This is a genomic window from Lysobacter sp. GX 14042 (assembly GCF_021390425.1).
In the GTDB taxonomy this organism is placed as follows: domain Bacteria; phylum Pseudomonadota; class Gammaproteobacteria; order Xanthomonadales; family Xanthomonadaceae; genus Novilysobacter.
On record NZ_JAJUWY010000004.1, the window covers coordinates 124,466 to 150,208 of the forward strand.

The 25,743-nt window shown below is 70.7% G+C and carries 23 protein-coding genes and 2 riboswitches; of the genes, 11 read left to right on the top strand and 12 right to left on the bottom strand.

Annotation, left to right across the window (positions count from 1 at the left end; translation table 11 throughout):
- Nucleotides 1–49: 49 nt before the first annotated feature.
- From LY625_RS07910 to LY625_RS07930, 5 genes are read right to left on the bottom strand one after another with little or no spacing between them, the layout of a single operon-like run.
- Nucleotides 50–1,504, bottom strand: coding sequence for an amidohydrolase (locus LY625_RS07910; RefSeq protein ID WP_233739478.1), 1,455 nt, complete (start codon nt 1,502–1,504; stop codon nt 50–52).
- Complete coding sequence (locus LY625_RS07915) at nt 1,501–3,318, bottom strand: amidohydrolase family protein (RefSeq protein WP_233739482.1); 1,818 nt, start codon at nt 3,316–3,318, stop codon at nt 1,501–1,503. The genes LY625_RS07910 and LY625_RS07915 overlap by 4 nt, the downstream gene beginning before the upstream one ends.
- A 13-nt stretch (nt 3,319–3,331) precedes the next feature.
- On the bottom strand, nt 3,332–4,321 hold the full coding sequence (locus LY625_RS07920; RefSeq protein ID WP_233739483.1) for a FecR domain-containing protein: 990 nt from the start codon (nt 4,319–4,321) through the stop codon (nt 3,332–3,334).
- Nucleotides 4,308–4,916 carry an RNA polymerase sigma factor gene (locus LY625_RS07925; RefSeq protein ID WP_233739484.1) on the bottom strand — a complete coding sequence of 203 codons (609 nt, stop codon included), beginning with the start codon at nt 4,914–4,916 and terminating at the stop codon, nt 4,308–4,310. The genes LY625_RS07920 and LY625_RS07925 overlap by 14 nt, the downstream gene beginning before the upstream one ends.
- Complete coding sequence (locus tag LY625_RS07930; protein ID WP_233739485.1) at nt 4,916–8,263, bottom strand: TonB-dependent receptor; 3,348 nt, start codon at nt 8,261–8,263, stop codon at nt 4,916–4,918. Before LY625_RS07930 ends, LY625_RS07925 begins: the two co-directional genes overlap by 1 nt.
- A 128-nt stretch (nt 8,264–8,391) precedes the next feature.
- Here LY625_RS07930 and LY625_RS07935 point away from each other — a divergent pair, with 128 nt between their 5' ends.
- Nucleotides 8,392–9,201 carry an alpha/beta hydrolase gene (locus LY625_RS07935; RefSeq protein WP_233739486.1) on the top strand — a complete coding sequence of 270 codons (810 nt, stop codon included), beginning with the start codon at nt 8,392–8,394 and terminating at the stop codon, nt 9,199–9,201.
- Here LY625_RS07935 and LY625_RS07940 read toward each other — a convergent pair.
- A complete protein-coding gene (locus LY625_RS07940) occupies nt 9,155–10,510 on the bottom strand; it encodes a magnesium transporter (RefSeq protein WP_233739487.1) in 1,356 nt (451 codons plus the stop codon). The genes LY625_RS07935 and LY625_RS07940 overlap by 47 nt on opposite strands.
- Before the next feature lie 225 nt (nt 10,511–10,735).
- On the opposite strand from LY625_RS07940, the gene LY625_RS07945 reads away from it, so the two are divergent.
- Nucleotides 10,736–12,382: an Mbeg1-like protein gene (locus tag LY625_RS07945; protein WP_233739488.1), complete on the top strand. Its 1,647-nt coding sequence runs from the start codon at nt 10,736–10,738 to the stop codon at nt 12,380–12,382.
- 188 nt (nt 12,383–12,570) lie between these two features.
- Entirely contained in the window at nt 12,571–13,200 is a 630-nt protein-coding gene (locus tag LY625_RS07950; protein ID WP_233739489.1) for an ankyrin repeat domain-containing protein, read from the top strand.
- 54 nt (nt 13,201–13,254) lie between these two features.
- On the opposite strand, the gene LY625_RS07955 is transcribed toward LY625_RS07950, so the two are convergent.
- Nucleotides 13,255–14,037 carry a TSUP family transporter gene (locus LY625_RS07955; RefSeq protein ID WP_233739490.1) on the bottom strand — a complete coding sequence of 261 codons (783 nt, stop codon included), beginning with the start codon at nt 14,035–14,037 and terminating at the stop codon, nt 13,255–13,257.
- A 111-nt stretch (nt 14,038–14,148) separates the two neighbouring features.
- On the opposite strand from LY625_RS07955, the gene LY625_RS07960 reads away from it, so the two are divergent.
- Nucleotides 14,149–15,039 carry a pirin family protein gene (locus LY625_RS07960; protein WP_233739491.1) on the top strand — a complete coding sequence of 297 codons (891 nt, stop codon included), beginning with the start codon at nt 14,149–14,151 and terminating at the stop codon, nt 15,037–15,039.
- Nucleotides 15,040–15,182: 143 nt separating this feature from the next.
- Nucleotides 15,183–15,884 carry an OBAP family protein gene (locus LY625_RS07965; RefSeq protein WP_233739571.1) on the top strand — a complete coding sequence of 234 codons (702 nt, stop codon included), beginning with the start codon at nt 15,183–15,185 and terminating at the stop codon, nt 15,882–15,884.
- Between the two features lie 6 nt (nt 15,885–15,890).
- On the opposite strand, the gene LY625_RS07970 is transcribed toward LY625_RS07965, so the two are convergent.
- From LY625_RS07970 to LY625_RS07985, 4 genes are read right to left on the bottom strand one after another with little or no spacing between them, the layout of a single operon-like run.
- Complete coding sequence (locus LY625_RS07970) at nt 15,891–16,208, bottom strand: hypothetical protein (protein ID WP_233739492.1); 318 nt, start codon at nt 16,206–16,208, stop codon at nt 15,891–15,893.
- A gap of 10 nt (nt 16,209–16,218) precedes the next feature.
- Nucleotides 16,219–16,692 carry a metallophosphoesterase family protein gene (locus LY625_RS07975; RefSeq protein ID WP_233739493.1) on the bottom strand — a complete coding sequence of 158 codons (474 nt, stop codon included), beginning with the start codon at nt 16,690–16,692 and terminating at the stop codon, nt 16,219–16,221.
- Complete coding sequence (locus LY625_RS07980) at nt 16,677–17,570, bottom strand: NAD(P)H-hydrate dehydratase (RefSeq protein WP_233739494.1); 894 nt, start codon at nt 17,568–17,570, stop codon at nt 16,677–16,679. Before LY625_RS07980 ends, LY625_RS07975 begins: the two co-directional genes overlap by 16 nt.
- Nucleotides 17,571–17,578: 8 nt before the next feature.
- Nucleotides 17,579–18,346, bottom strand: a complete 768-nt coding sequence (locus LY625_RS07985) for a histidine phosphatase family protein (protein ID WP_343223473.1) — start codon at nt 18,344–18,346, stop codon at nt 17,579–17,581.
- Nucleotides 18,347–18,555: 209 nt separating this feature from the next.
- On the opposite strand from LY625_RS07985, the gene LY625_RS07990 reads away from it, so the two are divergent.
- The 6 genes from LY625_RS07990 (at nt 18,556) to gcvP (ending at nt 24,532) form a co-directional block, all read left to right on the top strand.
- Nucleotides 18,556–19,062 carry a hypothetical protein gene (locus LY625_RS07990; protein ID WP_233739495.1) on the top strand — a complete coding sequence of 169 codons (507 nt, stop codon included), beginning with the start codon at nt 18,556–18,558 and terminating at the stop codon, nt 19,060–19,062.
- On the top strand, nt 19,059–19,550 hold the full coding sequence (locus tag LY625_RS07995) for a phage holin family protein (protein ID WP_233739496.1): 492 nt from the start codon (nt 19,059–19,061) through the stop codon (nt 19,548–19,550). The genes LY625_RS07990 and LY625_RS07995 overlap by 4 nt, the downstream gene beginning before the upstream one ends.
- Complete coding sequence (locus tag LY625_RS08000; RefSeq protein WP_233739497.1) at nt 19,537–20,262, top strand: DUF3618 domain-containing protein; 726 nt, start codon at nt 19,537–19,539, stop codon at nt 20,260–20,262. Before LY625_RS07995 ends, LY625_RS08000 begins: the two co-directional genes overlap by 14 nt.
- Before the next feature lie 43 nt (nt 20,263–20,305).
- On the top strand, nt 20,306–20,818 hold the full coding sequence (locus LY625_RS08005; RefSeq protein WP_233739498.1) for a glycine zipper domain-containing protein: 513 nt from the start codon (nt 20,306–20,308) through the stop codon (nt 20,816–20,818).
- Nucleotides 20,819–20,885: 67 nt separating this feature from the next.
- Entirely contained in the window at nt 20,886–21,347 is a 462-nt protein-coding gene (locus LY625_RS08010; protein WP_233739499.1) for a hypothetical protein, read from the top strand.
- Between the two features lie 12 nt (nt 21,348–21,359).
- Nucleotides 21,360–21,445: riboswitch (glycine riboswitch) on the top strand.
- 1 nt (nt 21,446) lies between these two features.
- Nucleotides 21,447–21,538, top strand: a riboswitch (glycine riboswitch).
- A 54-nt stretch (nt 21,539–21,592) separates the two neighbouring features.
- Complete coding sequence (gene gcvP, locus LY625_RS08015) at nt 21,593–24,532, top strand: aminomethyl-transferring glycine dehydrogenase (protein ID WP_233739500.1); 2,940 nt, start codon at nt 21,593–21,595, stop codon at nt 24,530–24,532.
- Nucleotides 24,533–24,538: 6 nt separating this feature from the next.
- Here the strand turns inward: gcvP and LY625_RS08020 are convergent, their stop codons facing one another.
- Nucleotides 24,539–25,657, bottom strand: coding sequence for a PAS domain-containing sensor histidine kinase (locus tag LY625_RS08020; RefSeq protein WP_233739501.1), 1,119 nt, complete (start codon nt 25,655–25,657; stop codon nt 24,539–24,541).
- Nucleotides 25,658–25,743 lie beyond the last annotated feature (86 nt).

Here is a 25,743-nt window from a genome sequence, read left to right on the forward strand (position 1 = left end):
GGCTAGCTGCAAGCGCGGCCCGATGATGGCGACGTGCGGCGACAGTCCGCTAGTCGAGGCGGCGATAGTCCAGCGGCGGGGCTTCACGCTCGAGCAGCGGCCGGTAGGCATCGTCCGCGCCACGCCGCTCCTCGAACTCGGCCCGGGCCTGGGCGACCAGCTCCGGATGGGTGAACAGTTCCACCGCCGCGATCGCCAGGGCCGAGGCGGCGTTCAGCGCACCCTTGTGCCCGATCGACATGCCCGAGGCCGCGACCGCCTGCCAGCTGTGCGCGGGCGTGCCCGGTACCCAGGTGGCGGTGGACAGCCCGGCGGTCGGAACGACCTGGCTGACGTCGCCCACGTCGGTGGACGCCAGGCCGTGTTCATCGCTGCGATAGGGCTCCACCTGGATCGCGCTCTCCACCGCCGGTGCCCGGTCGAAGGACTGCTGCAGCTGTTTCGCAAATTCCGCTTCCGCGGGGCTGTACCCGACTCCGCCAACCCCGCGCAGCGCGCGATCGAGCACGCGTCCGAGCACGTCGTTGGGCAGCAACCCGTGCACCCCGCCGAGCTGCTCGAAACCGACCTGCGTACCCGTGCCCATTGCCGCGCCCTCGGCTGCCGCCTGCAGGCGCGCGAACACGTCACGCACCACCCGCGCGTCGCGGTGGCGCACGTAGTAGTACGCCTCGGCCGCCGCCGGAACCACGTTCGGCGCGCGGCCGCCATCGGTGATGGCGTAGTGGATCCGGGTGCCGTCCGGGACGTGCTCGCGCAGCATGTTGGCCATGTGGTTCATGGCCTCGACGCCATCCAGCGCCGAGCGGCCGCGCTCGGGCGCGATGGCGGCGTGCGCGGCGGTCCCGCGGAATCGGAACTTGCCGCTGATGTTGGCCAGGCTGGTCGCCTGCGTCGCCGAGTTGGTTCCCGACGGGTGCCAGTGCAGCACCACGTCGACATCGTCGAACAGGCCGGCACGGACCATGAACACCTTGCCCGAGCCGCCTTCTTCGGCAGGGGTGCCGTAGACGCGGACCTCGCCCTCGTGGCCACCGGCTTCCAGCCACTGGGCAATGGCCCGGGCGGCACCGATGGAGCCCGCCGCGAACAGGTTGTGGCCGCAGGCGTGGCCCGCGTCCTGTCCGGGCACGGGCGAAAGCACCGGTTCTGCCGCCTGGGCCATGCCGGGCAAGGCATCCATCTCGGCGAGCAGGGCGATCACCGGGCCGGAGCCGCGCCGGCCCGCGCGGGCGACGAACGCTGTCGGCATGCCGGCCACGCCCGACTCGACCCGGAAACCGGCCTCGCGCAGCCGGTCCTGCATCAGGGCCGATGCATCGTGCTCCAGGTAGCCGAGTTCGGGGTGTTTCCACAGGCTGTCGGCCAGGGCCGCCTGCGGCCCCGCCCAGTCCTGGACCCGCGAGAGGACCTCTTCCTGTCCGGCGCCGGGGCGGTCACTGCCGGGACAGGCCGGCGCAGCGAGAGCCAGCGCCATGCCCAAGAGCGCGACCGGCCACCTCATGGCGCCACGCCTTCGGGACCGCCATACAGGCGCACCTCGTCGAGCTCGTACCACCCCGTGGTGCCGGGATCGCCCGCCACCGAGAAGGCGATCTGCAGCGCATCGTCCGGGCGCCACGCCGGCGGATCGCCACCACCCCACGGCGCCAGCCCCGCAAAGTCGTCCCACTCGATGGCGTACTCGCGCCACTGCGGCCCGGGTTCGAAATCATGCGCCCACCTGCGCCCGTCCTGGCCGCGGATCTCGACCCGGATGGAGCCGACCTCGCCCCGCGCCTGGAACGACACCCCGGCGTGGGCTGCCAGGCCGGCCGGAGCGACCGAGCCGCGCGACAGCGGCAGGATCACCGCAGCGTAGGCGTTGTCGGAATGCGATAGCCGCACGTGGGTGGACAGCACGTGGCCATCGCCACCGTCACGCGGGACGCGCAGGCTCGACTGCCAGGTGCGGTCGTTGCCGCCGTCGGCGTCACCGATCCGCAGCGTGTCCAGTGCGGTGCGCCCGTCGCCGCGCTCGAAATCATCGATCAGGGCCGGCAACGGCCGTGGCGGAAGATGGTCGCGTGCGTTCGCGGCCGGGCGCCGGGCATCCGGGCCGGTGACCTCGGTGCCGGCCAGGAACACCCGCCGCACCCGCTGCATCGCCGTTTCGTCCTGCCAGGGATCGCCCTCGACCAGGACCAGGTCGGCGCGCGCACCCTGTGCAATCACCCCCCGGTCCGGCGTTCCCAGCACCCGCGCCGCGGTGGCGGTTGCCGCCTGCAACGCGTCGTACGGGGTCAGCCCCGCGCCCACCAGCAGTTCCAGCTCCCGGGTGGTGGCACGGCCATGCGGGGTTCCCGGCATTCCGGCATCGGTGGCGACGACCACCGGCACCCCGGCTTCGTGGAGGCGCTTCACGTTGGCCAGCGCGGTCGCGAAATTGATCCGCCGCTGCCGCAGTACCGGGCTGTCCGGATTCCTGGGCGGTCCGTCCCCGACCCGCACCGGCTCGTACACCGCCAGGGTCGGCCCATAGGCGGTGCCGTGCTCGAGCATGAGGTCGACCAGCTCCCGGTCGACCTCACGGTCCAGCAGGCTGTGGGCGATCAGGTCGACGCCGGCCCGTGCCGCCTGCTTGCCGCGCTCGACGGTCACGGTATGGGTGAACACCTTGATGCCGTGCCGGTGCGCCTCGTCGACCAGCGCGGTGAGCGTCGCCTCGTCCATGCTGGTGTTGTCGGCGGCATTGTTGTAACGCCAGCCGTCGGTGAACGCCTTGATGAAGTCGGGCCGGTAGGCGGCGATCTCCCGCACTGCCGCGCGTGCGGCATCGGGTGAATTGACCCAGCGGGTGGTGGCCTGGTCGGCCCAGTCCGCACCGTGGCCAAGCGGCGTGCTCACCCGGGCGCCGAACTGGACGGTGGGCGCGGCCAGCCGGTCGAGCCATTCGCGACGCGGCGCATGCGCTTCGGGCGCCTGGTGGTAGTCGGCCACCGTGGTCACGCCGGCATCGAGGTAGGCGTTGGCGATGGCCGGAAGCGCCGCGGGCCGTGTGTTCGGGGTCCAGTGGGTGTGCAGGTCGAACAGCCCGGGCACCAGTGACAGCCCATCGGCATCGAGGATCCGGGTCTCCGCCCCGCCCTGCAGCCCGGTTCCGATACGGGCGATCCGCCCCTCCTCGATCAGCACATCGACCTTCGCCGCCTGCCGCGTGTCCCCGTCGAACACGCGGGCATCGCGGATCAGCAGGCCTGCGTCGGCGGCGCCGGCAAGCAGGGGCGCGAGCAGCAGTGCCGCGAACCAGGCAATGGAAAGGAAACGTCGGTTATGCATCTTCAGGTGGTCCTCATTGCGTGCGCGGCGCGGCGCCACCGCCGTCAACCCGCCCGGGTGCCGACAGTCGCACGCCGCCTTCGCGCTGTTCCAACTCCAGCCCCAGGCTGAGAGCCACGTGGCGTGCGAACCCCGCCGGATCGTTGGAGGGGTACAGGCCCACTACGCGCTGGCTGCCCACGCTGGGGTCGTCGATGATGATGGCCACGTCGCTGTAACGGCGGAACCGCGCGGCCGCCACCGACAGCGTGTCGCCATTGAACGCCAGCATGCCGTCGCGCCAGAGCAGCCGGCGGGCCAGTTCCTGCTCGTCGACCTGCTCCACTTCCACGCCCGCCGTGGAACGCGCGACCGCCCGCATTCCCGCGTGCAGGCGCGCCGGCACCGGAAGCGCCCCATCGGCGGCAACGTCGACCACGCCTTCGCTGACCAGGACCTCGACCGGCCCGCCGCCTGCCCCGCGGCCTTTCTCGACGCCCACCGTGAAGCGCGTGCCCACTGCGGTCACCCGCGTGCCGGCGGCTTCCACCGTGAACGGGCGTTGCGGATCGTGCGCGACATCGAACAGGGCCATGCCCGACAGCAGCCGCAGCTCGCGGCTATCGGGCCCGAAGTGCACGCGCACCTGCGAACCCGCATCCAGCGTCATGGTGGAACCATCCTCGAGCACGACCCGCAGGATCTCGCCGCGCGCCGTCTGGTGCAGCGTCCCGCGCGGCCAGGTGAGCATCAGCACGCCCGCGAGCGTCACCACCAGCATGGCGGCAGCGACGAGGCTCCAGCGCCGGCGGACTGGTGTGCGCACCGGCGGGGCCGCGACTGCCATGCGGTCGCTCCACGCCAGCACGGCACGGGCACGCGCATAGGCCCCGAAATGCCGCGACGAGGCCGAAACCCAGCGGTCACGTTCGGCGCGTTCGGCGTCCGTCAGCAGTCCGCCGTCTTCGCGCACGACCCAGGCCGCGGCGACGGCATCGGTGTCCTTGCGGTCAAGCTCTTCCATGTGACCGGTTCCTGCCCGGACTGGCACGGCCCGGGGGAGCGGGCGCCGCCTCGTCGTTGGTCTGCACGCCCGCCATCAGCAGGCGCAATGCCTTCACCATGTGTTTTTCGACCGTGCTCTGGCTGATCTTCAGCCGGGCAGAGGTCTCCCGCTGCGATAGTCCCTCGATGCGGCGCAACCGGAATACCTCCTGGCAACGACCCGGCAGGCCTGCCACCAGCCGCTGTGCCAGCGCCAGCTGCTGGCGCGACGCCGCAAACCGCTCCGGCGAGGCGCCGGGGTCCTGCCCACCGAGTCCGTCCAGCTCGGCCATGGTCTCGATGGCCACCACCTGGGCACGGCGCAGGTGCTGGTGCACCAGCGAACGGGCCACGGTGTGCAGGTAGGCCCGTGGCTCGCGCACGTGCTCCACCCCGTCGAGCCCGGCCAACTTGGCGTAGCTTTCCTGGACGATGTCGTCCACGTCCTGCGCCGGGAGCCCCAGCCGGCCACCGAGCCAGCGGCGCAACTCCGGCTCATGCGGCAGGACGTGTTCCGCCAGCCACGCTGCCCGACCGGACGACAGCGGGGTATCGGGATCGCGGGTACCGGCCATCAGAACTTCTTGCTGACGCTCATGTACCAGTACCGCGGATACGGCTGGTACAGGCCGGACTGGTAGCCGTAGGCACTGGAGCTGACCGGCGGACGCTTGTCGGCGACGTTGTTGACGCCCAGCTTGACCGCCAGGCCATCCAGCGCGCCGCCACCGGAGAACTCGTAGCGCCCGAACAGGTTCGCCAGGGTCTGCGAATCGATGCGCCACTGGTTGCCGTCGCTGTCCGACAGCCAGGTGTCGGTGACCGCACCGGTGTAGCGGACGCTGCCACCCAGGCTCAGCCCGCCCAGCCGCCAGGTGGCGGTACTGCTCCACTTCCACTCCGGCATGCCGTTCTGGCCGATCAGGTCACCGCCGCCGGCGACCCACACCGAACCGTCGATCAACCCGGCATCGCGCGCGTCGGCCAGCACCTGGATGTCGGGCGAGAGGTCGCGGTAGAACTCGAGCACCCGGGTACCGTTGACGGTGAGGCCGAACTCGCCGAAGCGGGTCTGGGCCGACCGCCACGACATCCCGTAGTCGATGCCGCGGACGGTCTGTGGCTGCATGTTCACGTAGCGGTCGTTGACGTAGAGCACCCGGCCCGCAGGATCCAGGCCGGTGCCCTCGTAGCGGGCGATGTCGTCGACCGTCGGATCGGCGCGGACCACCTCGGGGTTGGATGATCCCTGGGTGCGCAGCAGGTAGTCGAGGATCAGCGCGTTGCCCTCGCCGTACAGCCCGACGATGTCCTCCTGGTCGTACTTGAAATAGTCGACCGAGAAGCTCCACTGGCCTGCGGCCTCGGGCAGGAAACGCGGCTGCCAGACCAGGCCGGCGCTGGTGTTGGTGGAAGTCTCCGGCTTCAGGTCGGGGTTGCCCGAGCGGCGCGCCGTGGTGGACGTCGAATGGCCGCAGTTGGTGAACGCGTCGGATGCACCGCTACGCACGTCGGCCTCGCACTGGATGTAGTCGGTGCGGGTGTTGGAGCGGCTGACCAGGGTGGCGTTGACCTGCTCGAGGTTCGGGGCGCGGAACCCCTCCGCCCACGAGGCACGCACGCGCAGGCCATCCACCACCTCCCAACCCAGCGCCAGCTTGGGCTTGGCGACGCTGCCAAAGTCGCTGTAGCGCTCGGCGCGACCGGCCAGCTGCAAGTCCAGTGAACGGACCAGCGGCACCTCCATGCCCGGCGCGACCAGCGGCACCGAAAGCTCCGCAAACGCGGCGGTCACGGTGCGCGAGCCTTCGGTGTCCGGAGTCGGGCTGACGCCGTACATGTCACTGGGCATCTCCGCCCCGGTGACCGCGTCCACGTAGGTCAGCGTGCCGTCCACGCGCGGATCGCGATCATCGCGCTGGCGCTCGTGCCTGGCCTCCACGCCCATGGCCAGGCCCACCTCGCCCGCCGGCAGGGCGAACAGGTCGGGACGGGAGGCCTTCAGGTCCCACAGTGAAAGTCCGGTCCGGCTTTCCCGCACGGCATCCACATAGAAGCGGTCGAGCACGCGGTCGTCGTTGCAACCGCCGCAGAACGGGTTGTAGGCGTCGGCGGTGGGGTCGGCCAGCGCCTGCTGGAATCGCGTCATGCTCACCGCCTGCTGGGTGTCGACCACCCTGGCCTGTGAGTACAGCAGCGCGCTTTCCCAGTCGAACCCGTGGTGGTAGCCACGCAGGCCGGCCAGCGCCCGGACCTGCTGGTTCTCCACCTGGATCCTGGTCGGGCGCTCGAAGCGATAGGAGGAAATGGTGACCGGCAGGCCGTCCGGGCCCACGTCCAGGCCCTCCAGTCGGTTCGGACTGGCGCTGCTGCCGAACGGGTTCCAGTAGTTGCTGGCCGGCACGACGACCGGCAGCGCGCCGATCGAGTTGACCGGCATCTGCAGGCTGTCGGCATCGGCGTGGTAGTAGCCGAGCTCGCTGAAGAAGGTGATGCCGCTGTCGAAGTCCCACTTTGAGGTCAGGAACAGGTTGGTACGGCGCACCTCGGGCGTGAGCGACAGCGGCCACTGCGCCTGCGCATCCGAACGCAGGTTGCGGTCGGCGCCGGAACTCGCCTTGCTGCCGCTGGCGACGCAGTTGCCGTCGCCCAGCTCCGCGGCGCAGTCGGGATTGCTGACCGGTTGCACGTGGAAGGCGCCGGCGGCCGAGGTGACCAGCTCGCCGTTGCGCATCACCGGGGTGCCGGTGGTGTAGTTGCCCCAGGCGCTGGTGGCGTGGCGCGAGTCCAGGGTGCCAATGCCCTCGAAGGGCGTGCCGACGAAGTCGAAACGGCGATCGGCGGTGGCGGTCCAGTCCTGGTCGAGCGAATCGATGCCGGTGGTGCGGTAGTGGTTGAACGACAGCGTCACGTTGCCGCGCAGGTCGTCGGTGTTGCGACCGACGATCCCGCTTACGCCGAAGTCGCGCAGCCCGGTGCCCTCGCCCACCCCGCCCTGGACGGTGATCTCGCCGCCGTGGATGTCGTCGCGAAGGACATTGTTGACCACGCCCGCGACCGCGTCGGTGCCGTAGATCGCCGCCGCGCCATCGAGCAGCACCTCGAACCGCTGCAGGTTGCCGACCGGGATCGCGTTGGCGTTGTAGGTCAGGACCGGCACCAGGGCACTATCGGCCTGGCTGGTCGGGTGGACCACGGTGCGGCGGCCGTTGATCAGCAGCAGCGTGTTGCCCACGCCCAGGCCACGCAGGTTGACCGAGGCGATGTCGCCGCGCGCGTAGTTGGAACTGTTGCCGCCGTTGGTGCCGACAAAGGACACGTCACCCATCTGCGGGATGGAGCGGAACAGGTCATCGCCGGAGACGGCGCCGGTCGCCTCGATCTGCTCGGCCTGCAGGGTCACCACCGGCAGGATGGCCGTCGCGTTCGAGCCGCGGATCTGGGTTCCGACCACGGTCACCTGGTCCAGGGTCGCGACGTCCGGCCTCGATTGTGCCGCTGCGGCTTCGGGTTCCACTTGAACTGGCGCCACGGTGCTTTGTCCGGCCTGCGCCATGGCAACTGTGTTCAGCGCACCCGCGCCCCCCAGCGAGGCGAGCATCTGCGGCCGGTACAAGGTGATGGTGTCGCCGTCATCGGCCGCCACCCGCAGCCCGGTTCCGGCAATCAGCTGCGCGAGCGCCACGCGCGTATCCATCCGGCCGACCAGCGGTGGAACCTCCACCGTGGACGAAGTCGGATCACTGGCGGGCGCGATGACCTGCAAGCCCGCCTGCCGCGCGAACTCCGGAAGCGCCTGCTCGAGCGTGCCCCCGGCCACGTCGAACTTCGCGTCCCGCGCCCACGCCGGACCGGCGGCTATCGCGGTGGCAATGATCCCCAACCTGACGGCCTGCGCCAGGATCCCCGGTTTGTTCTGCATCGGCTCGCTCCCACTCGATCGACGGCATCGCGGGCCGGCTTTCCCGGGCCCCTCCCTACATACGATGCACGAGGCGGGAAGTTCCGCCATCGACCCTCCAGGCAGCAGCCGCCGCTAAGCTTTTGCACATGAGCGTCCCCACCCCCGAACCGGTCTATATCCCCACACCAAACGGGCGCCTCTTCACCGCCCGCTGGCAGCCCCAGTGCGCCACCGGCGCGCCCATCGTCCTGTTCCACGATTCCCTCGGCAGCGTCGCCCAGTGGCGCGACTTCCCTGCCCGGCTCGCCCAGGCCACCGGCCGCCGGGTCGTCGCCTACGACCGCCTCGGCTACGGCCGCTCGGATCCGCATCCGGGCAGGCTGCCCCTCGACTTCATCGACGACGAGGCCCGCACCGGCTTCCGCCACGTGCGCGAGGCCCTCGGCATCGGCGCCTTCGTCGCTTTCGGCCACAGCATCGGCGGCGGCATCGCCCTGGCCTGCGCTGCGACCTGGCGCGAGGACTGCCGGGCGGTGGTGAGCCTGTCCGCGCAGGCCTTCACCGAGGACCGGACGCTGGAGGGGGTGGCCCGGGTCGGCGCGGGCTTCCGTCCACCCGCGCAGCTCGCCCGACTGGCGAAATACCACGGCGACAAGGCGGCCTGGGTGCTGGAGGCGTGGACCGGCACCTGGCTGGACCCGGGCTTCGCCGGCTGGACCCTGGATGCGCAGCTGCGCCGGGTGCGCTGCCCGGTGCTCGCCATCCACGGCGACCAGGACGAGTACGGCACCGCCCGCCATCCGGAACGGATTACCGCGCTGGTGCAGGGGCCGGCGACGATGCACCTGATGCCGGGTGTGGGGCATTTTCCGCACAAGGAGCAGCCGGACGAGGTGCTGGAGTTGGTGGTCAAAGCATCAGGGTCGCCAGGGCCAGGAACACCCCGAAGCCGATGATGTCCTGGAACGCGGTCTCGAACGGGCCGGCGGTGGTCGCCGGGTCGAAGCCCAGTTTCTTGGAGATCATCGGGATCATCGTGCCCATCACGGCGGCGGTCAGCATCGAGCAGCCCAGCGCGATGGCGATCACCAGGGCGAACGTCACGTCCTTGGACCAGACCATGCCGATGCCGCCTAGGACCGCGGCGAGCAGTGCGCCCATCAGGATGGTGACGTAGGTTTCCTTCAGCAGCGCCGCGCCGCGGTGCTTGAGCGACACCTGCCCGGTATCCAGCGCGCGTACGGTGATCGCCGCGGTCTGCAGGCCCACGTTGCCGGCCACGGCCGAGATCACCGGCATGAACGAGGCCAGCAGGATGACCCGTTCCAGCACGTCGTTGTAATGGGCGATCACCAGGCCGGCGCCCAGTTCCAGCAGCATCGTGCCCAATAGCCACGGCACCCGGATCTTGGCCGCCTGCAGCGGGGTGGCGTCCTCCATGGCCTGTGCGTCGGTGCCGACTGCGCGGGAGTAGCGGCGGTGCATGCGCGCGACCAGCACGTGCATCAGGTCGTCGCCGGGGATCACCCCGACCAGGAAGCCATCGCGGTCCAGCGCCGGCAGGGTGGAGAACTTGTGGGTGGACAGCAGGTTGGCGGCTTCGTCGTCCTCCGCCTCGGCCTTGACGGTCACCATGTCGGTCGCCATCAGCTCGCTGATGCGCTGCCCGGCGTCGGCCATCGCCAGCGCGCGGATCGACAGCACCCCTTCCAGCGTCTCGCGCTGCTCGCCCGAAGGACCGGCAGCCTGGCTGACGGCATACAGGTTGGAGGGCACGTCGATCGACGGGTCGGTGTCGCGCACGAGGTCGAGCGCCTCGGCAACGGTCATTTCCGGGCGCAGGCGCAGGAAACGGTTGGTCATCAGCCGGCCGGCGCTGCCCTCGGGGTAGGCGGCGCGGATCTCGGCATCGGCGGCGACGTCGGGCAGGTCACGCCGGGCCGCCTCCAGGTACTCCTCGGGCGCCTCGGCGGCGACCAGCGCCGCATCGCGCGGCGGCAGGTCCTCCAGCAGGCGCCGGAACTGGTCCAGGCGCAGGGTTTCGACGATCTCCCGCGCCCGCTCGGGTCCCAGCAGGGTCAGCACCTCCCCGGCGCAGTCGTGCTCCAACGCCTCGAAGATGCGCTCGCATTGCCCCGGTTCCAGGTTCTCGAGTGCAACGGCGATATCGGGCGCGCGCTCATCGCACAGCAGCTTCTGCAGCGCCGCTTCGCCTTCCCCGCTTTTCAGTGCCTCGGCGACGCGCTCGCCCAGGGGTTTGGCCACGGGGGTCTTTTCCGGTTCCGAGGGAGGCTGTTGTGGCTCTCCATCGGACCCGCGGTTCGGGTCTGGCATCGGGTCGGGTCCTTGTTCAGCTGCAGACGATGTAGTCCGCGCATCGTGACTTCGTCGTGAGTCCCGGCCGCCGGTACCACCGCGCCTAGGGTCAGTCCGAGCTGGCGCGGGCCGGCGTGGCCGCTAAGTTCAAGGCATCCATTCAGGGACGTGCGCATGAACATGCCGATCGCCAACCCGCTGTCCGTCGCCGACCAGGTGCGGATCCAGCAGCACCTTGCGCACGGGATCCCGTTGCCGCCGCAACTGCAGCAGATCGCCGACAACTACCCGAAGGGCGATGGCGGCTTCGCCAGCCAGGTCGGCGGCCAGCAGCCGCAGCCGGACACCGACCTGCAGCTGGCGATGATGGCCAACGACGTCTACGACGCCGACAACCCACAGACCGCGCAAGCGTTGGACGAGGCCGGCTGGACGCGCTTGGAGCCCAGCGCCGACGGCGGTTCGCTGGTGGACGCGCAGGGCAACGAGATCCCTATCGACCCCGCTATGCTCAGCACCACCGAGGGCTTCGACGCGGCGATCTACCAGAACGACCAGGGCCAGTACGTGGTCGCCTTCCGCGGTACCGACAACTGGGTTCCCGGCGAACGCAGCGACCTGGATGACAACCTGGGCCAGGGCTTGGGCTTCGAGACCGGCCAGTACCGCGATGCCGTCGCCCTGGGCAAGCTCACCGAGCGGGTGTTCGGCGAGGGCAACGTGGTCTTCACCGGGCATTCGCTGGGTGGCGGCCTGGCCTCGGCCGCCTCGCTGGCCACCGACACCACCGGGGTGACCTTCAACGCCGCCGGCCTGAGCGACCAGACGCTGGAGTTGCTGGGCTTCAACCCCAACGAGGTGCGCGCGCAAGCCGCCGACGACGGCCAGATCCGCCGCTACATCGTCAACGGCGATCCGCTCAACGGCGCCCAGCAGGACATCCCGCTGATTCCGCTGCTGAACATGTCCCCGCCCAACGCGGTCGGCCACGAGCTGCGGATCGACCCGCCCGCCGGCCTGGGCGCCCTCGACATGATCGGCCTGCACGGCGGCGGGGGCGACGGTGCCTCCTACATCGAAGCCCTGCGCCAGAACGCCGCCTACGACCCCTCCACCCGCCCCACCGCCCCCGAAGCCTTCGGCACTGCCGTCAGCCAGGGCGCGGACTTCCTCGGCGACGCGGTGCGCCTCGGGCTGACGGTCGATGGCCACCCGCTGCTGGGCACCCTGGCCGACCAGGCGATCGACGCCGGTGGCGAAGTACTCGGCGACACCATCGGGGTGGTCGGCAACATCGGCCGCGACAGCCTGGAGCGTTATGGCGAGTTCAACCTCAACCAGCTCGGCAGCGCCATCCGCCAAGGCCAGGAGCTGGTCGGCGGGCTGGCCGACAACGGTTCCGGACTGCTTGACGGGCTGGCCGCCTCCGGCCGCGAGTTCGCCGACGGCAACACCGTCAAGGGCACCCTGCAGGCGGCGGGTGACCTGGCGGACTTCGCCGTCGACAGTGCCGGGGACATCGTCGACGGGGTAATCGGCATGACCGGCGATACCGTGCACAACCTCGCCAACGGCACCGGCGGCATCCTGCGCGACATCGGTGGCCACACCGGCCTGGAGGCCCCGCTGGATGCCGTGGCCGGCTTCGTCGAGAACACCGGCAAGGTGGCGAGCGATGTCGCCGATACCGTGGGTGACGCGGTCGACAGCGTGGCCGACGCGATTGGCGACGGCGTCGAGAAGGTGGCCGATGTCGCCGGCGATGTCGGCCAGGCCATCAACAACGGCCTGGGCTGGCTGGGCCTCGGCGGCGGCCGCTGAGCATGGCGTGAGCCGTGGCACGCGCCCGCGTGGCATCGCGTAGTACCGTTGCCGGCATGACCGCCGCAACCCGCACGCCCCCCTGCGCCGCGCCCTGCCCCTGGAGGGTGCGGCATTGCCTGCGCGTGCTCATGGCTGCGGCACTGATGCTCGCCTCCACCGCCGGCTGCGCCCGGCAAGGGACCGATGTGAACCAGGCTTTCAGCAATCCGGGCAACGCGCAGTTCGCCGATGCCATCATCCGCGGCGACGAAGCCCTGGCGCGCGAACTGCTCGCGGCCGGCGCCAACCCCAACGCCCTGGACGAACGCGAAGAGCCCCTGCTGCAGTGGGTGATGAAGCAGGGCGACCGCGACGGCTTCCGCCTGCTGCTGTCGCTGGGCGCCGACCCCGGGCGCGGCAACGCCGATGGGCGCACCGCCCTGCACCTGGCGGCGATGGGCAAGACGCCGTACTGGCTGGAGGCGCTGCTCCGGCACGGCATGTCGCCCGACACCCCCAACACGGTCACCGGCGCCACGCCGCTGTACGACGCCCTGCGCGCCGGCAGCGGGGACAACATCGACCTCCTGCTGCGCGCCGGCGCCCGCCTCGATGTCGCCGACCGCAACCGCACCACCCCGCTCCACCAGGCAGCGCTGGTGAACGATACCGCCGCGGTGCTGAAGTTCCTCCAGGCCGGCGCCGATCCCGCCGCGACCGACCGCACCGGCGCCACGTTCCAGGACTACCTTCCGGGGAACGATCCCAAGCTGCTCAATGCTTCGGTACGGCGGGACATGGAACGGATCCAGGCCTGGCTGGAGGGCGAGCGCTAGTCCACCCGCTGTTTGTCCCCACCCCAACCGTCTCCCGCAAGCGGGAGAAGGGGTTTACCGCCCCAGCACGAACCCGGTCAGCGGGTTGTCCGGGTCCGACAGCAATTTCGCGATCAGCAGCAGCGCCATCGTCACCAGCAGCGGGCGGATCATCCGGCCGCCGACCCGCATCGCCAGCCTCGCGCCGACCTGCCCGCCGGCGACACTGGCCACCGCCATCACCAGGCCGACCGCCCACAGCACCTGGCCGCCGATCACCAGGGTGGCCAGCGCGGCCACGTTGCTGGCCAGGTTCAGCAGCTTGGTGTGAGCGGTCGCCGAGACCAGGCCCATGCCGAACAGGGCGACCAGCACGGTGGTCAGGAACGAGCCGGTGCCCGGGCCGAAGAAGCCGTCGTAGAACCCGATCACCGCCACGATCACGATCAGCGACGCGGTGCCCAGCCGGCTGTGGCGGTCCTCCTCGCTGGCCTTTGGCGCGACCAGGAAGTACACGACCATCAACAGCAGCAGCACCGGGATGAAGCCTTCCAGGAACGTGGGGTCCAGACGCTGCAGCACCCAGGCACCGAGCGCCGAGCCGATGAAGGCGGCCACCGCCGGCCAGCGGAAGCGCCGGAAGTCGATCCGTCCCTTGCGGGCGAACGCGTATACCGCGCTGGCGGTGCCGAAACTGCTCTGCAGCTTGTTGGTGGCGATCGCGGCCACCGGAGGGATGCCCGCCGCCATCAGCGCCGGAATCGTCAGCAACCCGCCGCCACCGGCCATGGCATCGATCACCCCGGCAACGAACGCGACCGCCATCAGCAGCGCGAGTACTTCCAGGCCCAGCTCCACGCCCGTGCTCCTTGCCCGGACAGGACGCCGGGGCGCGCATGATATTCCAGCCATGCGGCACGGCAACGGCCGGGCCGCTACGATCCCCTGGTCAGACACGGAGGCGGGACGATGCTCGAACTGGTGATCGACCGGCGCCGCGCCGACCTCGGCGGTGGTTTCGAGGTCGGCCGGGTGCTGCCGTTCCGCCGTCGCAGGATGGTCGGGCCATTCATCTTCTTCGACCACATGGGCCCGGCGGATTTCGAACCGGGCATGCCGCGCGGCATGGACGTGCGCCCGCATCCGCACATCGGCCTGTCGACCATCACCTACCTGTTCGACGGTGAGCTGATGCACCGCGACAGCGTCGGCTCCGAGCAGGCGATCCGGCCCGGCGAGGTGAACTGGATGACCGCCGGCAGCGGCATCACCCACTCCGAACGCTTCGAGAAGATGCGTGCGCACGGCGGCCACATGCATGGGATCCAGAGTTGGGTCGCGCTACCCGAAGGGGACGAGGAGACCGATCCGGCCTTCCACCACCACGGCCGCGACGAGCTGCCGGAGTTCGACGAAGGCGGGATCCGCGGCCGGCTGGTGGCCGGGCGCGCGCTCGGACTGGAGGCGCCGGTGCGGACGCACTCGCCGATGTTCTACCTGCATTGCGAACTCGAAGCCGGCAGCACCTTTGCCCTGCCCGACGAGCATCCCGAGCGCGCGGTCTACGTGGCGCAGGGCGGGGTCGAGCACGGCGGGCAGGTGTACGGCGCGGGGCAGATGCTGGTGTTCGGCCGGGGTGCCACCGCGGTCACCGCGCGCGAGCCCACGCTGCTGATGGTGCTCGGTGGCGAGCCGCTGGGCGAACGCTTCATCGACTGGAACTTCGTCTCCTCCAGCAAGGAGCGGATCGGGCAGGCCAAGGCCGACTGGCGCGCGGGCCGGATGAAGCTACCCGACCTGGACCACGACGAGTGGATTCCGCTGCCGGGTGGCCCGGCGCCACCCGAACCGATGTCCTGAGCCGCGGGCCGGCCAGGGCGTCCAACGCCGCCGTGACCACACGTCCACGCCAGGAGGCAGACGCTCGGCGCATGAACGCCCCTCGCCTGTCCGCGCCGTTTCTCCTGGTGGCCCTCGCCGCCTGCACCGGCGGCGAGCCCGTCATGCCCGCCGTCGACCCGCCCGGTGCCGCGGAATCCGCCCGCACCGGCCTGCTGGAGGCCGGCGCCAAGGCACTGCAGGACAACGGTCCGATGGCGAAGTTCGACGTCTACCTGGTCGGCTTCCATCCGATGAAGGACGACCCGCAACACCAGATGGAGGCGCACCACTTCTGCCACCAGGTCAACGAGGATTTCGCCCAGTGCGCGTTGTTCGATGGCAACACCACGGCGGCGAACCTGACCGGCGTGGAGTACATCGTCTCCGAACGCCTGTTCGGCCAGCTGCCGGCGGATGAGCGGGAATTCTGGCACCCCCACAACGGTGAGATCCTCTCCGGCCAGCTCGTTGCGCCCAGCCTCCCCGAAGCAGCCGACAAGGCGCTGATGCGCAGCAAGATGAACAGCTACGGCAAGACCTGGCACACCTGGTCGACCCGTCACGGGACACAACCCGGTGACAGCATGCCGATCGGGCCGGCGATGCTGGCCTGGTCGTTCAACCGCGATGGCGAGGCCCGGCCGGAACTGCTGCGCTCGCGCGATGAACGGATGGAGATGGATACGACCGAGCGCCGCGGGCACCGCCAGGACCTGGTGGAACTGGCGCGACCGCAGGAAGGTGTCGATGCGCTGCGCGACGCCTTCCCGGATGCAACGCCGATCCCGGGGGTGGAGGATGCGCGGGACAGTGGACCCCGCTAGTCGCGCCTACAGCCGCTCCACCGGAAAGGCGCGGACCAGGATCTCCTCCTGGGCGAACCGCTGCTCGAGCTCCCTGCGGTAGCCGTCCCACCAGCGGTGGTCCAGCCGGTCGGCCATCACTTCCAGCAGCACCATCCGGTCGCGCTGCACGTCGCCGTCGTCGTCCTCCCAGGCGCCCGCGGCGGGTGACCGCAGGTACGCGGTGACCCCGCCGAAGCGCTCGGTCAGCTCGCCACGCACGCAGTCGAAAAGGTCCCGCGGGTAGCCGGCCCCCGCTTCGCCCTGCAACGGGAGGAACAACTGGATCAGGGTCTGCTTCTGCATGGGCCGAGGCTCAGGGGGAGAGTGTAGGCTCGAGCAGATTGACGATCCGCGGTGTGAGCATGGGGCCGGAGAGCAACAGCTCGCCGGCGGTGACCGGCAGGCTGAAGCGCCGCGGGCCGGCGCTGCCGGGATTGACGTAGAGCACGCCCTCGCGTTCCTCGGTCAGGGGCTTGTGCGAATGTCCGGAGACCACCACCCGGATGCCCTGCTCCGCCGGGTCCACCGCCAGTTGCCTGAGGTCATGGAGCACCAGCAGGCGCACCCCCGACAGCACCACCTCGCGGGCCTCCGGCAAGCCCTCGGCCCACTCGCCCGTATCCACGTTGCCACGGATGGCGGTGACCGGCGCGATCGCCTCCAGGTCGGCCAGCACGTCGGGCTTTCCGATGTCACCGGCGTGGACGATATGGTCGCAGCCGGCCAGGAAGGCACGCGCCTCCGGCCGGAGCTTGCCGTGGGTGTCCGAGATCAGGCTGATGCGCATGGCCTCGTTCCCTGCGTCCCCTGTGAAAGGGCGTGCATCAACATCGGCACCTCGCCCGCGATCTCGCGGGCGAGGAACCCGACCTCGCCGACGTTCCGCGCGAGCAGTGCGCCAGCCAGGGCGTGCAGATGCACGCCCCAGACGAGGGCCTGCTCGGGACCCGCGCCACGGGCGGCGAGGCCTGCAATCAACCCCGCCAGCACATCACCCGACCCCGAGGTGCCCAGTCCGGGGCTGCCGCCGGTGTTGACCCAGAGCCGGCCATCGGGCGCGGCAATCCAGGTAGTCGGTCCTTTCAGCGCGAGCACCACGTTGTTGTTCCGGGCGTAGCGCAGGGCGGTCTCGGCGGGCGCGGCCTGGACCTCGTCGATGCCGGTTCCCAGCAGTGACGCCATCTCGCCGTGGTGCGGTGTCATCACCAGGCCAATGCCGTCCCGCCGGGCGCGCGGAGTGCCCGGGTGCAGGGCGCCTGCGTCGGCGACGACGACCCGCCCGGCCCGCGCCAGCAGCCGGCGCACCACTGCGTGCGTGGCAACGCTCTCCTCCATGCCCGGACCCACCAGCACCGCATCCGCCCGCGCAGCGGACTCCAGCACCTGTCGATCGAGCTTCGCCAGGCCACCCTCCCCGCCGGCTTCCTGCGGCATGACCCGCGCCTCCGGCATCGCGGTGGCCAGCGCCGCGGCGACCGGCTCCACCGTGGCGACCTGCAGTTTGCCGGCGCCGGCGCGCAGTGCGGCAATGCCGGCCAGCAGGACGCCGCCCACCAGCTGCCGGCTGCCCCCGACCACCAGCACCCGGCCGCGGTCCTCCTTGCTGTCGCTGGCGGAAGGATCCGGCAGCGGCCACTGCCGCAGCAGCTCCGCGTTGATGTCCACCGCGCCGCTCACCGCGGCCCCGCCGGACGGTCGGCGGCCCCGGTGGACGGTACGCCGGCACGATCGAGCGGAAGTTCCAGGTTGGCGACCTGCAGCCCGAAGCGCGACCCGTCGGCGTCGCGATCGATCGCGTACGCGGTGACCGCGCAGTTGGGCACGTCGGCCCGGCGGTCGATCTCCAGGATCTCCGCCTCGTCCATGCACTCGAGCAGGTAACGGAAGCAGTTGACGATCACCTGGTGGGCCACGATCAGCACCCGCTCGCCGACGTAGTCGCGCCGCAGCACCTCGACCACGCTGCGCAGGCGCAGGATCACGTCGCACCAGCTCTCCCCGCCGGGTGCGCGGAAGTAGAACTTGCCGACCCGGGCGCGCTGTTCGGCCAGCTCGGGAAACTTTGCCGCGATGCCCGTCGCGGTGTAGCCGTCGGTCACCCCGAACTCCTTCTCGCGCAGGCGCTCGTCAACCAGCACCTCGTCCGGGTCGGTGCCCAGCGCGGCGGCGACCGCCTCCATGGTCTGCCGCGAACGCACGAACGGCGAGCTCATCAGCGTCGTCGGCCGCTCATCGGGCGGCAACGCGGCGAACCAGCGGGCGAGCGCGGCGGCCTGGGCGTGGCCGAGTTCCGACAACGGCGTGTCGGCGTCGCGGGTCTGCAGGTCGATCAGGTGGGCGGCGGCCTGTTCGGCCTGGTCGCGGGCGACATTTCCCGCGCTCTGGCCATGACGGACGATCCAGAGCCGGGCGGGCCAGTCGGTGTGCTTGAGTCGGGCCATGCGGTTCAGGGTTGGTGCCGCCCCGTCAACGAGGCGCGAAGCCATAGCGCCCTGCGCCCCTGTTCATCGCCGCTGGCCGGCTGGCCGGCTTGCCGCCCTACACGGACGGCTTACGGGCGGCATGCGGAAATGACCCTACGAAGCGCCCGGCCGCTTCCGGCCGGGCCTACCCTGCCGCCGCCCCGCGGCGGCAATGACAGGAGGGCACCATGACACCCACCACTACTCCCCCTCCCCCGGATCCGGGTGGCGGCCACGCTGCCGACCCGCCGTCCGCGGATCCCCACACCGCCGGCGACCTCGGGCGCCAGGCCACCGCCGAGGGCAAGGCGAAAGCCGAGGAGCTGCGCGCGGACGCCGCGCACAAGGCCGAGACCGTCGCCGACAGCGTCGAGGCCGCGGCCCGCGAGCTGTCACACGGGGACATCGGGCACATGTCCGACTACGTCTCCGACATCGCCGGACAGTTGCGCGACGTCGCCGGCGACCTGCGCGAGAAGAGCGGCGACGAACTGCTGCGCGACGTGGGCCGGCTTGCACGCGAAAAGCCGGCGGTATTCCTTGCCGGTGCGGTCGCCATCGGTTTCGGCCTGGGCCGCTTCGCCCGGTCTTCCCAGCACCCGCACCACGGCGGGCGCGACCAGCTGCCGATCCCCGCCGACGAGGCAACCGTCGACCTGGCCGGCGGCAACACCCGAGGAGGTATCGGACCATGAGCACCCAACCCGGCCGCGACGGCCGCATACATCCCGGGGCCGACGGCGGTGCCCGGTCCGCCGCCCACGCACCCTACTCGTCCGCTGCGCCGGGCGCGTACGAGGACGCGTCCGTCGGCGAGCTGCTCAAACAACTGGTGCGCGAGGGCAGCGCCCTGGTGACCAATGAGGTCGCACTGGCCAAGAGCGAAGCGCACGAGGCCATGGAGCAGACCCGCGAGGGGGCGCTGGCGGTTTCCGCCGGCGGTCTGGTGGCCTTTTCCGGCTTCATCGTGCTGCTGCTGGCCGCCGTTTACGGCCTGGGCACGGTCATGGCCCCGTGGGCGGCGGCGCTGATCGTCGGCGCCGTGGTCACCGTGGTCGGCGCGGTGATGCTCGCGGCGGGCCGGAAGAAGTTCAGCGCCGGTTCGCTGCGTCCCGACCGCACCATGCGCTCGCTGCACAAGGACCGCGAAGCCATCCGGGGGAGCAGCCATGAATACCACTGACACCAATCGCGCCCAGTCGCGCAAGGAACCCGAACAGCTCGAACGCGAGATCGACCGCCAGCGCGAGCACCTGACGGGCCTCATCGATGCACTGGAAGGGCGCCTGTCACCCGGCGAGATGATCAACAAGGTGGTCCAGGGCAGCAGGGACGGCGGCCGCGAGTTCGCCGGCAACCTGGCGCAGGCGGTACGCGACAACCCCACCGCCGCCCTGCTGACCGCCGCCGGCATGGCCTGGCTGTGGACCTCCCAGCGCCACCCGCCGGCCCCGCGCCGCGAGCCGGGGGAGCTGCGCCAGGGCCCGTCGGACACGGCGGACGGCGCGCGCGAGACCCTGGACGATGCGCGCGAGCGCCTGCAGGAGGCCGGCCATACCGCCAGCGAGAAGGCCCACGACGCCGCTGACTCGGTACGTCGTGGCGCCCACCGCGCCAGCGACGGCTTCCAGCGCATGCTGGACGACAACCCGATGGCCCTCGGTGCGATCGGCATTGCGGTCGGTGCCCTGCTCGGCGGCCTGCTGCCGCCCACGCAGAAGGAGGACGAGTTGCTGGGCGCGACCCGCGACCGCGTGGCCGACCGCACCCGCAAGGCCATGCACGAGGCCGGCGACCGGCTCGCCGAGGCGGGCCGCGAGGCGACCACGCCGCAGCAACATCCGGACAGCCACGATGCAACCGGGTCCCACACCAACGCCGACCGCTACCACTGAGCAGCGGCGGCCGGACCCGTCCCATAAAACAGGAGCACACGACATGGCAAATGACACCCGAGACCCCAACCGCGACCAGAACCGCGACCCGATCACCGGCGCTCCGGGCGCCCACCCGGTGGGCACCGGCGTCGGCGCGGCCGGCGGCGGCGTGGCCGGTGCCGCCATCGGCTCGGCTGCCGGCCCGGTGGGCACCGCGGTAGGGGCGGCGGTCGGCGCGATCGCCGGCGGACTGGCCGGCAAGGGCGTGGCCGAGCGCATCGACCCGACCGCGGAGAACCAGCACTGGGAGCAGAACTACCGCAGCGAGTCCTATGTGAAGCCGGACTACACCTACCAGGACTATGGCCCGGCGTACCGTACCGGCTACGAGTCCCGCGCGCGCTACGAGGGCCGCGACTTCGACGAGGTTGAATCCGACCTGCGCAATGACTACGAGACCCGCTACCGCGGCGACTCGCGGCTGGAATGGCAGGACGCCCGCGAAGCGACCCGCGCCGCCTGGCACCGCGTCGAACGCGCCATGCCGGGCGATGCCGACGGCGACGGCCGCTGACCGGCACGGACGACGCAGCAGACCTGGCCCCGCCCCGGGCGGCGGGGCCTTTGCGGAGGGCACGACCATGGCTGACGAAAAGGACCGCGAACCCGCGGAGGAAAAGCGCGCCGGCATCGGCGCCACTGCCGGCGCCGTGGGCGGAGGCGTGGTAGGCGCGGCACTCGGCTCGGTGGCCGGGCCGCCCGGCATGGTGTTCGGCGCCACGGTGGGCGCGGTTGCCGGCGGACTGGTCGGCGGCGGCGAGGGCGACGCCGCCCGGGCCGAAGAGGTCTACTGGCGCGAACACTACCGCCATGAGCCCTACGCCCGCAGCGACTACGGCTACGACGACTACAGCCTGGCCTACCGCACCGGCTGGGAGGGCGCCGCCCGCCATCCCGGACGCAGCTACGACGAGGTCGAGGCCATGCTGCAGCAGGAGTACGAGCGCGGCCGCGGCGATTCGAAGCCGGGCTGGGAGGACGCCCGTCCGGCGACCCGCGCGGCATGGCAGCACGCGCAGCAGACCCGGCGCGATCGCCTATAATCCGCGGGCTGCAACCCCCCGGTGGGAGAAGCGGGCCCGACCCGCTGCCGAAGGCGCAACGCCCGTAATCGCTCAGGCCCCAGCACCGCCGGGTGTGGACACTCTGGAGAGACCGGTTCACTCCGGCGCCGAAGGGGCATGAAGCGCATTCCTCCCCCGCGCTTTGAACTCTCAGGCAAAAGGACAGAGGGGCACCCCCGGCCTGCATCGGCAGGCCACGGCCCCGCCACGTCCAGAGTCCTGCCATGACCCAGCACACCTCCCTGCGCTCGCTCGAGCAACACGACGCGTTCATCGCGCGCCACATCGGCCCCAACGACGCCGAGGTCGCGCAGATGCTGCGCGTGGTCGGCCACGAGTCGCTGGAGAGCTTCACCGACGCAATCGTGCCTGCCTCCATCCGCACCGCCGACCCGCTCGCGCTGCCCGAGTCCGTGACCGAGGTCGACGCACTGGCGAAGATCCGCGACATCGCCGACCGCAACAAGGTCTTCCGCAGCTTCATCGGACAGGGCTACCACGGCACCCACGTGCCCAACGTCATCCTGCGCAACATCCTCGAGAACCCCGGCTGGTACACCGCCTACACCCCATACCAGGCGGAGATCTCCCAAGGCCGGATGGAAGCGCTGATCAACTTCCAGACCATGTGCGCCGAGCTGACCGGCATGGAGATCGCCAACGCCTCGCTGCTGGACGAGGCCACCGCGGCGGCCGAGGCGATGACCCTGGCCAGGCGCTCGTCGAAGTCGAAGTCGGACGTATTCTTCGTCTCCGCCGGCGTGCACCCGCAGACGCTGGAAGTGCTGCGCACCCGCGCCGAGCCGCTGGGGATCGAGCTGGTCATCGGCGACGACGCCCGGGCCGCGGAAACCGAGGCCTTCGGCGTGCTGCTGCAGTACCCGGACACCTTCGGCAACGCCCGTGACTACAACCAGCTGGTCGAGGCGGTGCACGCGCGCAAGGGCGTGGTGTGCGTCGCCGTCGACCTGCTGGCGCTGACCGTCCTCGAGGCGCCCGGCACCTGGGGCGCGGACATCGTGATCGGCAACACCCAGCGCTTCGGCGTGCCGTTCGGCTTCGGTGGCCCGCATGCGGCGTTCATGGCCTGCCGCGACGCCTACAAGCGCTCCATGCCAGGCCGCCTGATCGGCGTGTCCGTCGACGTGGAGGGCAACAATGCCTACCGCCTGACCCTGCAGACCCGCGAGCAGCACATCCGCCGCGAGAAGGCCACCTCCAACATCTGCACCGCGCAGGTGCTGCTGGCGGTGATGGCCTCGATGTACGCGGTCTACCACGGCCCCGAGGGCCTGGTCCGCATCGCCCGCCGCACCCACCGCCTGGCCGCGATCCTGGCCGGCGCGCTGCGCAAGGCCGGCATCGAGGTCGGCAATGACTTCTTCGACACCCTGCACGTAACCGGCATCGACGCAGGCCAGATCCACGAGCGCGCCCGCGCCGCGCACATCAACCTGCGCCACGTCGACGCCGGCAGCCTGTGCATCAGCCTGGACGAGACCACCACGCGCGAGGACGTCACCGCACTGGCCGGCCTGTTCGGCATCGAGCTGGGCGACATCGACGCGCTGGATGGGGAAACCGCCGACGCCCTGCCGGCCGGCCTGCTGCGCCAGTCGGAGTTCATGACCCACCCGGTGTTCAACACCCACCACTCCGAGCACGAACTGCTGCGCTATATGCGCATGCTCTCCGACAAGGACCTGGCACTGGACCGCACGATGATCCCGCTGGGCTCGTGCACCATGAAGCTCAACGCCACCGCCGAGATGATCCCGATCACCTGGCCGGAGTTCACCAACATCCACCCGCTGGCTCCGGTCGACCAGGCCCAGGGCTACCTGGAGCTGGTCCGCGGCCTGGAGCAGATGCTGGTGGCCTGCACCGGCTACGACAACGTCAGCCTGCAGCCCAACTCCGGCGCCCAAGGCGAGTACGCCGGCCTGCTGGCGATCCGCGCCTACCACGAGGCCCGCGGCGAGGGGCAGCGCGACATCTGCCTGATTCCCGAGTCCGCCCACGGCACCAACCCCGCCTCCGCGCAGCTGTGCGGCATGAAGGTGGTGGTGACCAAGTGCGACGCGAACGGCAACGTCGAGGTCGAGGACATCCGCGCCAAGGCCGAGCAGTACTCCGACCGGCTAGCCGCGATCATGATGACCTACCCGTCCACCCATGGCGTGTTCGAGGAGGACGTGGTCGAGATCTGCGAGATCGTCCACGCCCACGGCGGCCAGGTGTACACCGACGGCGCCAACCTCAACGCCATGCTGGGCTTGGCGGCGCCGGGCAAGTGGGGCTCGGACGTCTCGCACCTGAACCTGCACAAGACCTTCTGCATCCCGCACGGCGGCGGCGGTCCCGGCGTCGGCCCCTGCGCGGTCAAGTCCCACCTCGCCCCCTACCTGCCCGGTGCTTTCCCCCTTCCCCCGCCCGCGGGGGAAGGTGCCCGAAGGGCGGATGGGGGCCTGACCGAAGGCGTCGGCACCGGCGGCATGGTCAGCGCCGCCACCTTCGGCAGCGCCAGCATCCTGCCGATCAGCTGGATGTACATCACGCTGATGGGCCGCGACGGGCTGCGCAAGGCCAGCCAGGTGGCGATGCTCAACGCCAACTACGTCTCCCGCCGCCTGCAGGAGCATTACCCGACCCTGTACAGCGGCCGCAACGGGCTGGTGGCGCACGAGTGCATCCTCGACCTGCGCCCGCTGGAGAAGGCCACCGGCATCAGCGCCGAGGACGTGGCCAAGCGCCTGATCGACTTCGGCTTCCACGCCCCGACCCTGAGCTTCCCGGTCGCCGGCACGCTGATGGTGGAGCCGACCGAGAGCGAGTCGCTGGCCGAGCTCGACCGCTTCATCGACGCGATGGTCCAGATCCGCGAGGAGATCCAGGCGATCGCCGACGGCAGGGCCGACCGCGAGGACAACCCGCTCAAGCACGCCCCACACACCGCCGCGCAGGTCTCGGCCAGCGAGTGGACCCATGCCTACCCGCGCGAGCTGGCGGCCTTCCCGCTGCCCACGCTCAAGCAACACAAGTACTGGCCGCCGGTCGCCCGCGTGGACAACGTCTACGGCGACAAGAACGTGTTCTGCAGCTGCGTGCCGATCAATGAGTACGAGGGCGAGATCGAGGCCTTCAGCGAACCGATGGTGTCCTGACGGCGCTCACGCCGGTTCGTCGTCGAGCAACGGAAGCTCGACGACGAACTCGGCGCCCTTGCCCGGCTCGCCGGTGCTGAAGGCACTCACCGAGCCACCGTGCAGCTCGGCCAGCTGGTGGACCATGCTCAGCCCCACGCCCAGGCCGCCGTAATGGCGATCGCTGCTGCTCGAACTCTGGGTGAACAGCTTGAACACGTGTTCCTGTTCGGCGGCCGGAATACCCGGGCCGTTGTCGGACACGCACAGCTGGGCGACACCGTCGCGGGCATTCAGGAGCAGTTTCATCCGGCCGCCTTCCGGGGTGAACTTGGCCGCGTTGCCGAGCAGGTTGTTGAGCACCTGGACCAGCCGGACCTTGTCGCCGTCGACCCTCACCGGCCCATCCGGCACGTCCACCTGCAGTACGTGCCGGCGTGCCTGGATGGCCGGCGTGACGGTCTCCACCGCATCCGACACCACCTCGCGCAGGTCCAGCGGCTCCCGCCGCAGGTGGACCTTGCCGCTGACGATCCGCCCCACGTCCAGCAGGTCGTCGACCAGCCGTGACAGGTGGCCGACCTGGCGATCGAGGATGTCCCGGGTCGCCCGCAGCGGAGCCGACAGCTCCTGCATGCCCATGATCTGCACCGCGTTGGCGATCGGCGCCAGAGGGTTGCGCAACTCGTGGCCCAGCACAGCCAGGAACTGGTGGAGGTGGCGCTCCTGGCTCTCCAGCTTGCTGACCCGCCGGTGCGCAGTCATGTCGCGGGTGACCTTGCCGAAGCCGTAATGCCGCCCCTGCCCATCGAACAGCGCGGTGATCACCACGCTGGCCCAGAACCGGCTGCCGTCCTTGCGCAGGCGCCAGCCTTCGTCCTCGAAACGGCCGTCGCGCAAGGCCATTTCCAGTTCCTGGGCGGGCCAGCCGCGGTCCACGTCCTCGGGGGTATAGAAGACCGAGAAGTGCCGGCCGATGATTTCCCCGGCGAGGTAGCCCTTGGTCAGCTGCGCGCCCAGGTTCCAGCTGGTGATGTGCCCCCGGGCGTCCAGCAGCAGGATCGCGTAGTCGCGGACGGACTCCACCAGCAGGCGGAAGTCCGCGTCGGCGATGGTGGCCGGCAGCGCCGCGGCCGCGGCATCCATCCCGGACCCTGGAATCTCGGAAACGCTCAAGGTTCACCCGGCATGGCATTCATGACCGGCCAAGCTAACCCACGCGCGTATCCACG

Bases quoted from the DNA above. Each gene is read 5' to 3' on its own strand.
- LY625_RS08005 (WP_233739498.1), top strand. From the start codon at position 20,306: ATGGCAAATGACACCCGAGACCCCAACCGCGACCAGAACCGCGACCCG.
- LY625_RS07960 (WP_233739491.1), top strand. From the start codon at position 14,149: ATGCTCGAACTGGTGATCGACCGGCGCCGCGCCGACCTCGGCGGTGGT.
- LY625_RS07925 (WP_233739484.1), bottom strand. From the start codon at position 4,916: ATGGCCGGTACCCGCGATCCCGATACCCCGCTGTCGTCCGGTCGGGCA.
- LY625_RS07965 (WP_233739571.1), top strand. From the start codon at position 15,183: ATGCCCGCCGTCGACCCGCCCGGTGCCGCGGAATCCGCCCGCACCGGC.
- LY625_RS07920 (WP_233739483.1), bottom strand. From the start codon at position 4,321: ATGGAAGAGCTTGACCGCAAGGACACCGATGCCGTCGCCGCGGCCTGG.
- LY625_RS07970 (WP_233739492.1), bottom strand. From the start codon at position 16,208: ATGCAGAAGCAGACCCTGATCCAGTTGTTCCTCCCGTTGCAGGGCGAA.
- LY625_RS07930 (WP_233739485.1), bottom strand. From the start codon at position 8,263: ATGCAGAACAAACCGGGGATCCTGGCGCAGGCCGTCAGGTTGGGGATC.
- LY625_RS08020 (WP_233739501.1), bottom strand. From the start codon at position 25,657: ATGGATGCCGCGGCCGCGGCGCTGCCGGCCACCATCGCCGACGCGGAC.
- LY625_RS08000 (WP_233739497.1), top strand. From the start codon at position 19,537: ATGAATACCACTGACACCAATCGCGCCCAGTCGCGCAAGGAACCCGAA.
- LY625_RS07915 (WP_233739482.1), bottom strand. From the start codon at position 3,318: ATGCATAACCGACGTTTCCTTTCCATTGCCTGGTTCGCGGCACTGCTG.
- LY625_RS07975 (WP_233739493.1), bottom strand. From the start codon at position 16,692: ATGCGCATCAGCCTGATCTCGGACACCCACGGCAAGCTCCGGCCGGAG.
- gcvP (WP_233739500.1), top strand. From the start codon at position 21,593: ATGACCCAGCACACCTCCCTGCGCTCGCTCGAGCAACACGACGCGTTC.
- LY625_RS07995 (WP_233739496.1), top strand. From the start codon at position 19,059: ATGAGCACCCAACCCGGCCGCGACGGCCGCATACATCCCGGGGCCGAC.
- LY625_RS07910 (WP_233739478.1), bottom strand. From the start codon at position 1,504: ATGAGGTGGCCGGTCGCGCTCTTGGGCATGGCGCTGGCTCTCGCTGCG.
- LY625_RS07985 (WP_343223473.1), bottom strand. From the start codon at position 18,346: ATGGCCCGACTCAAGCACACCGACTGGCCCGCCCGGCTCTGGATCGTC.
- LY625_RS08010 (WP_233739499.1), top strand. From the start codon at position 20,886: ATGGCTGACGAAAAGGACCGCGAACCCGCGGAGGAAAAGCGCGCCGGC.
- LY625_RS07935 (WP_233739486.1), top strand. From the start codon at position 8,392: ATGAGCGTCCCCACCCCCGAACCGGTCTATATCCCCACACCAAACGGG.
- LY625_RS07945 (WP_233739488.1), top strand. From the start codon at position 10,736: ATGAACATGCCGATCGCCAACCCGCTGTCCGTCGCCGACCAGGTGCGG.
- LY625_RS07990 (WP_233739495.1), top strand. From the start codon at position 18,556: ATGACACCCACCACTACTCCCCCTCCCCCGGATCCGGGTGGCGGCCAC.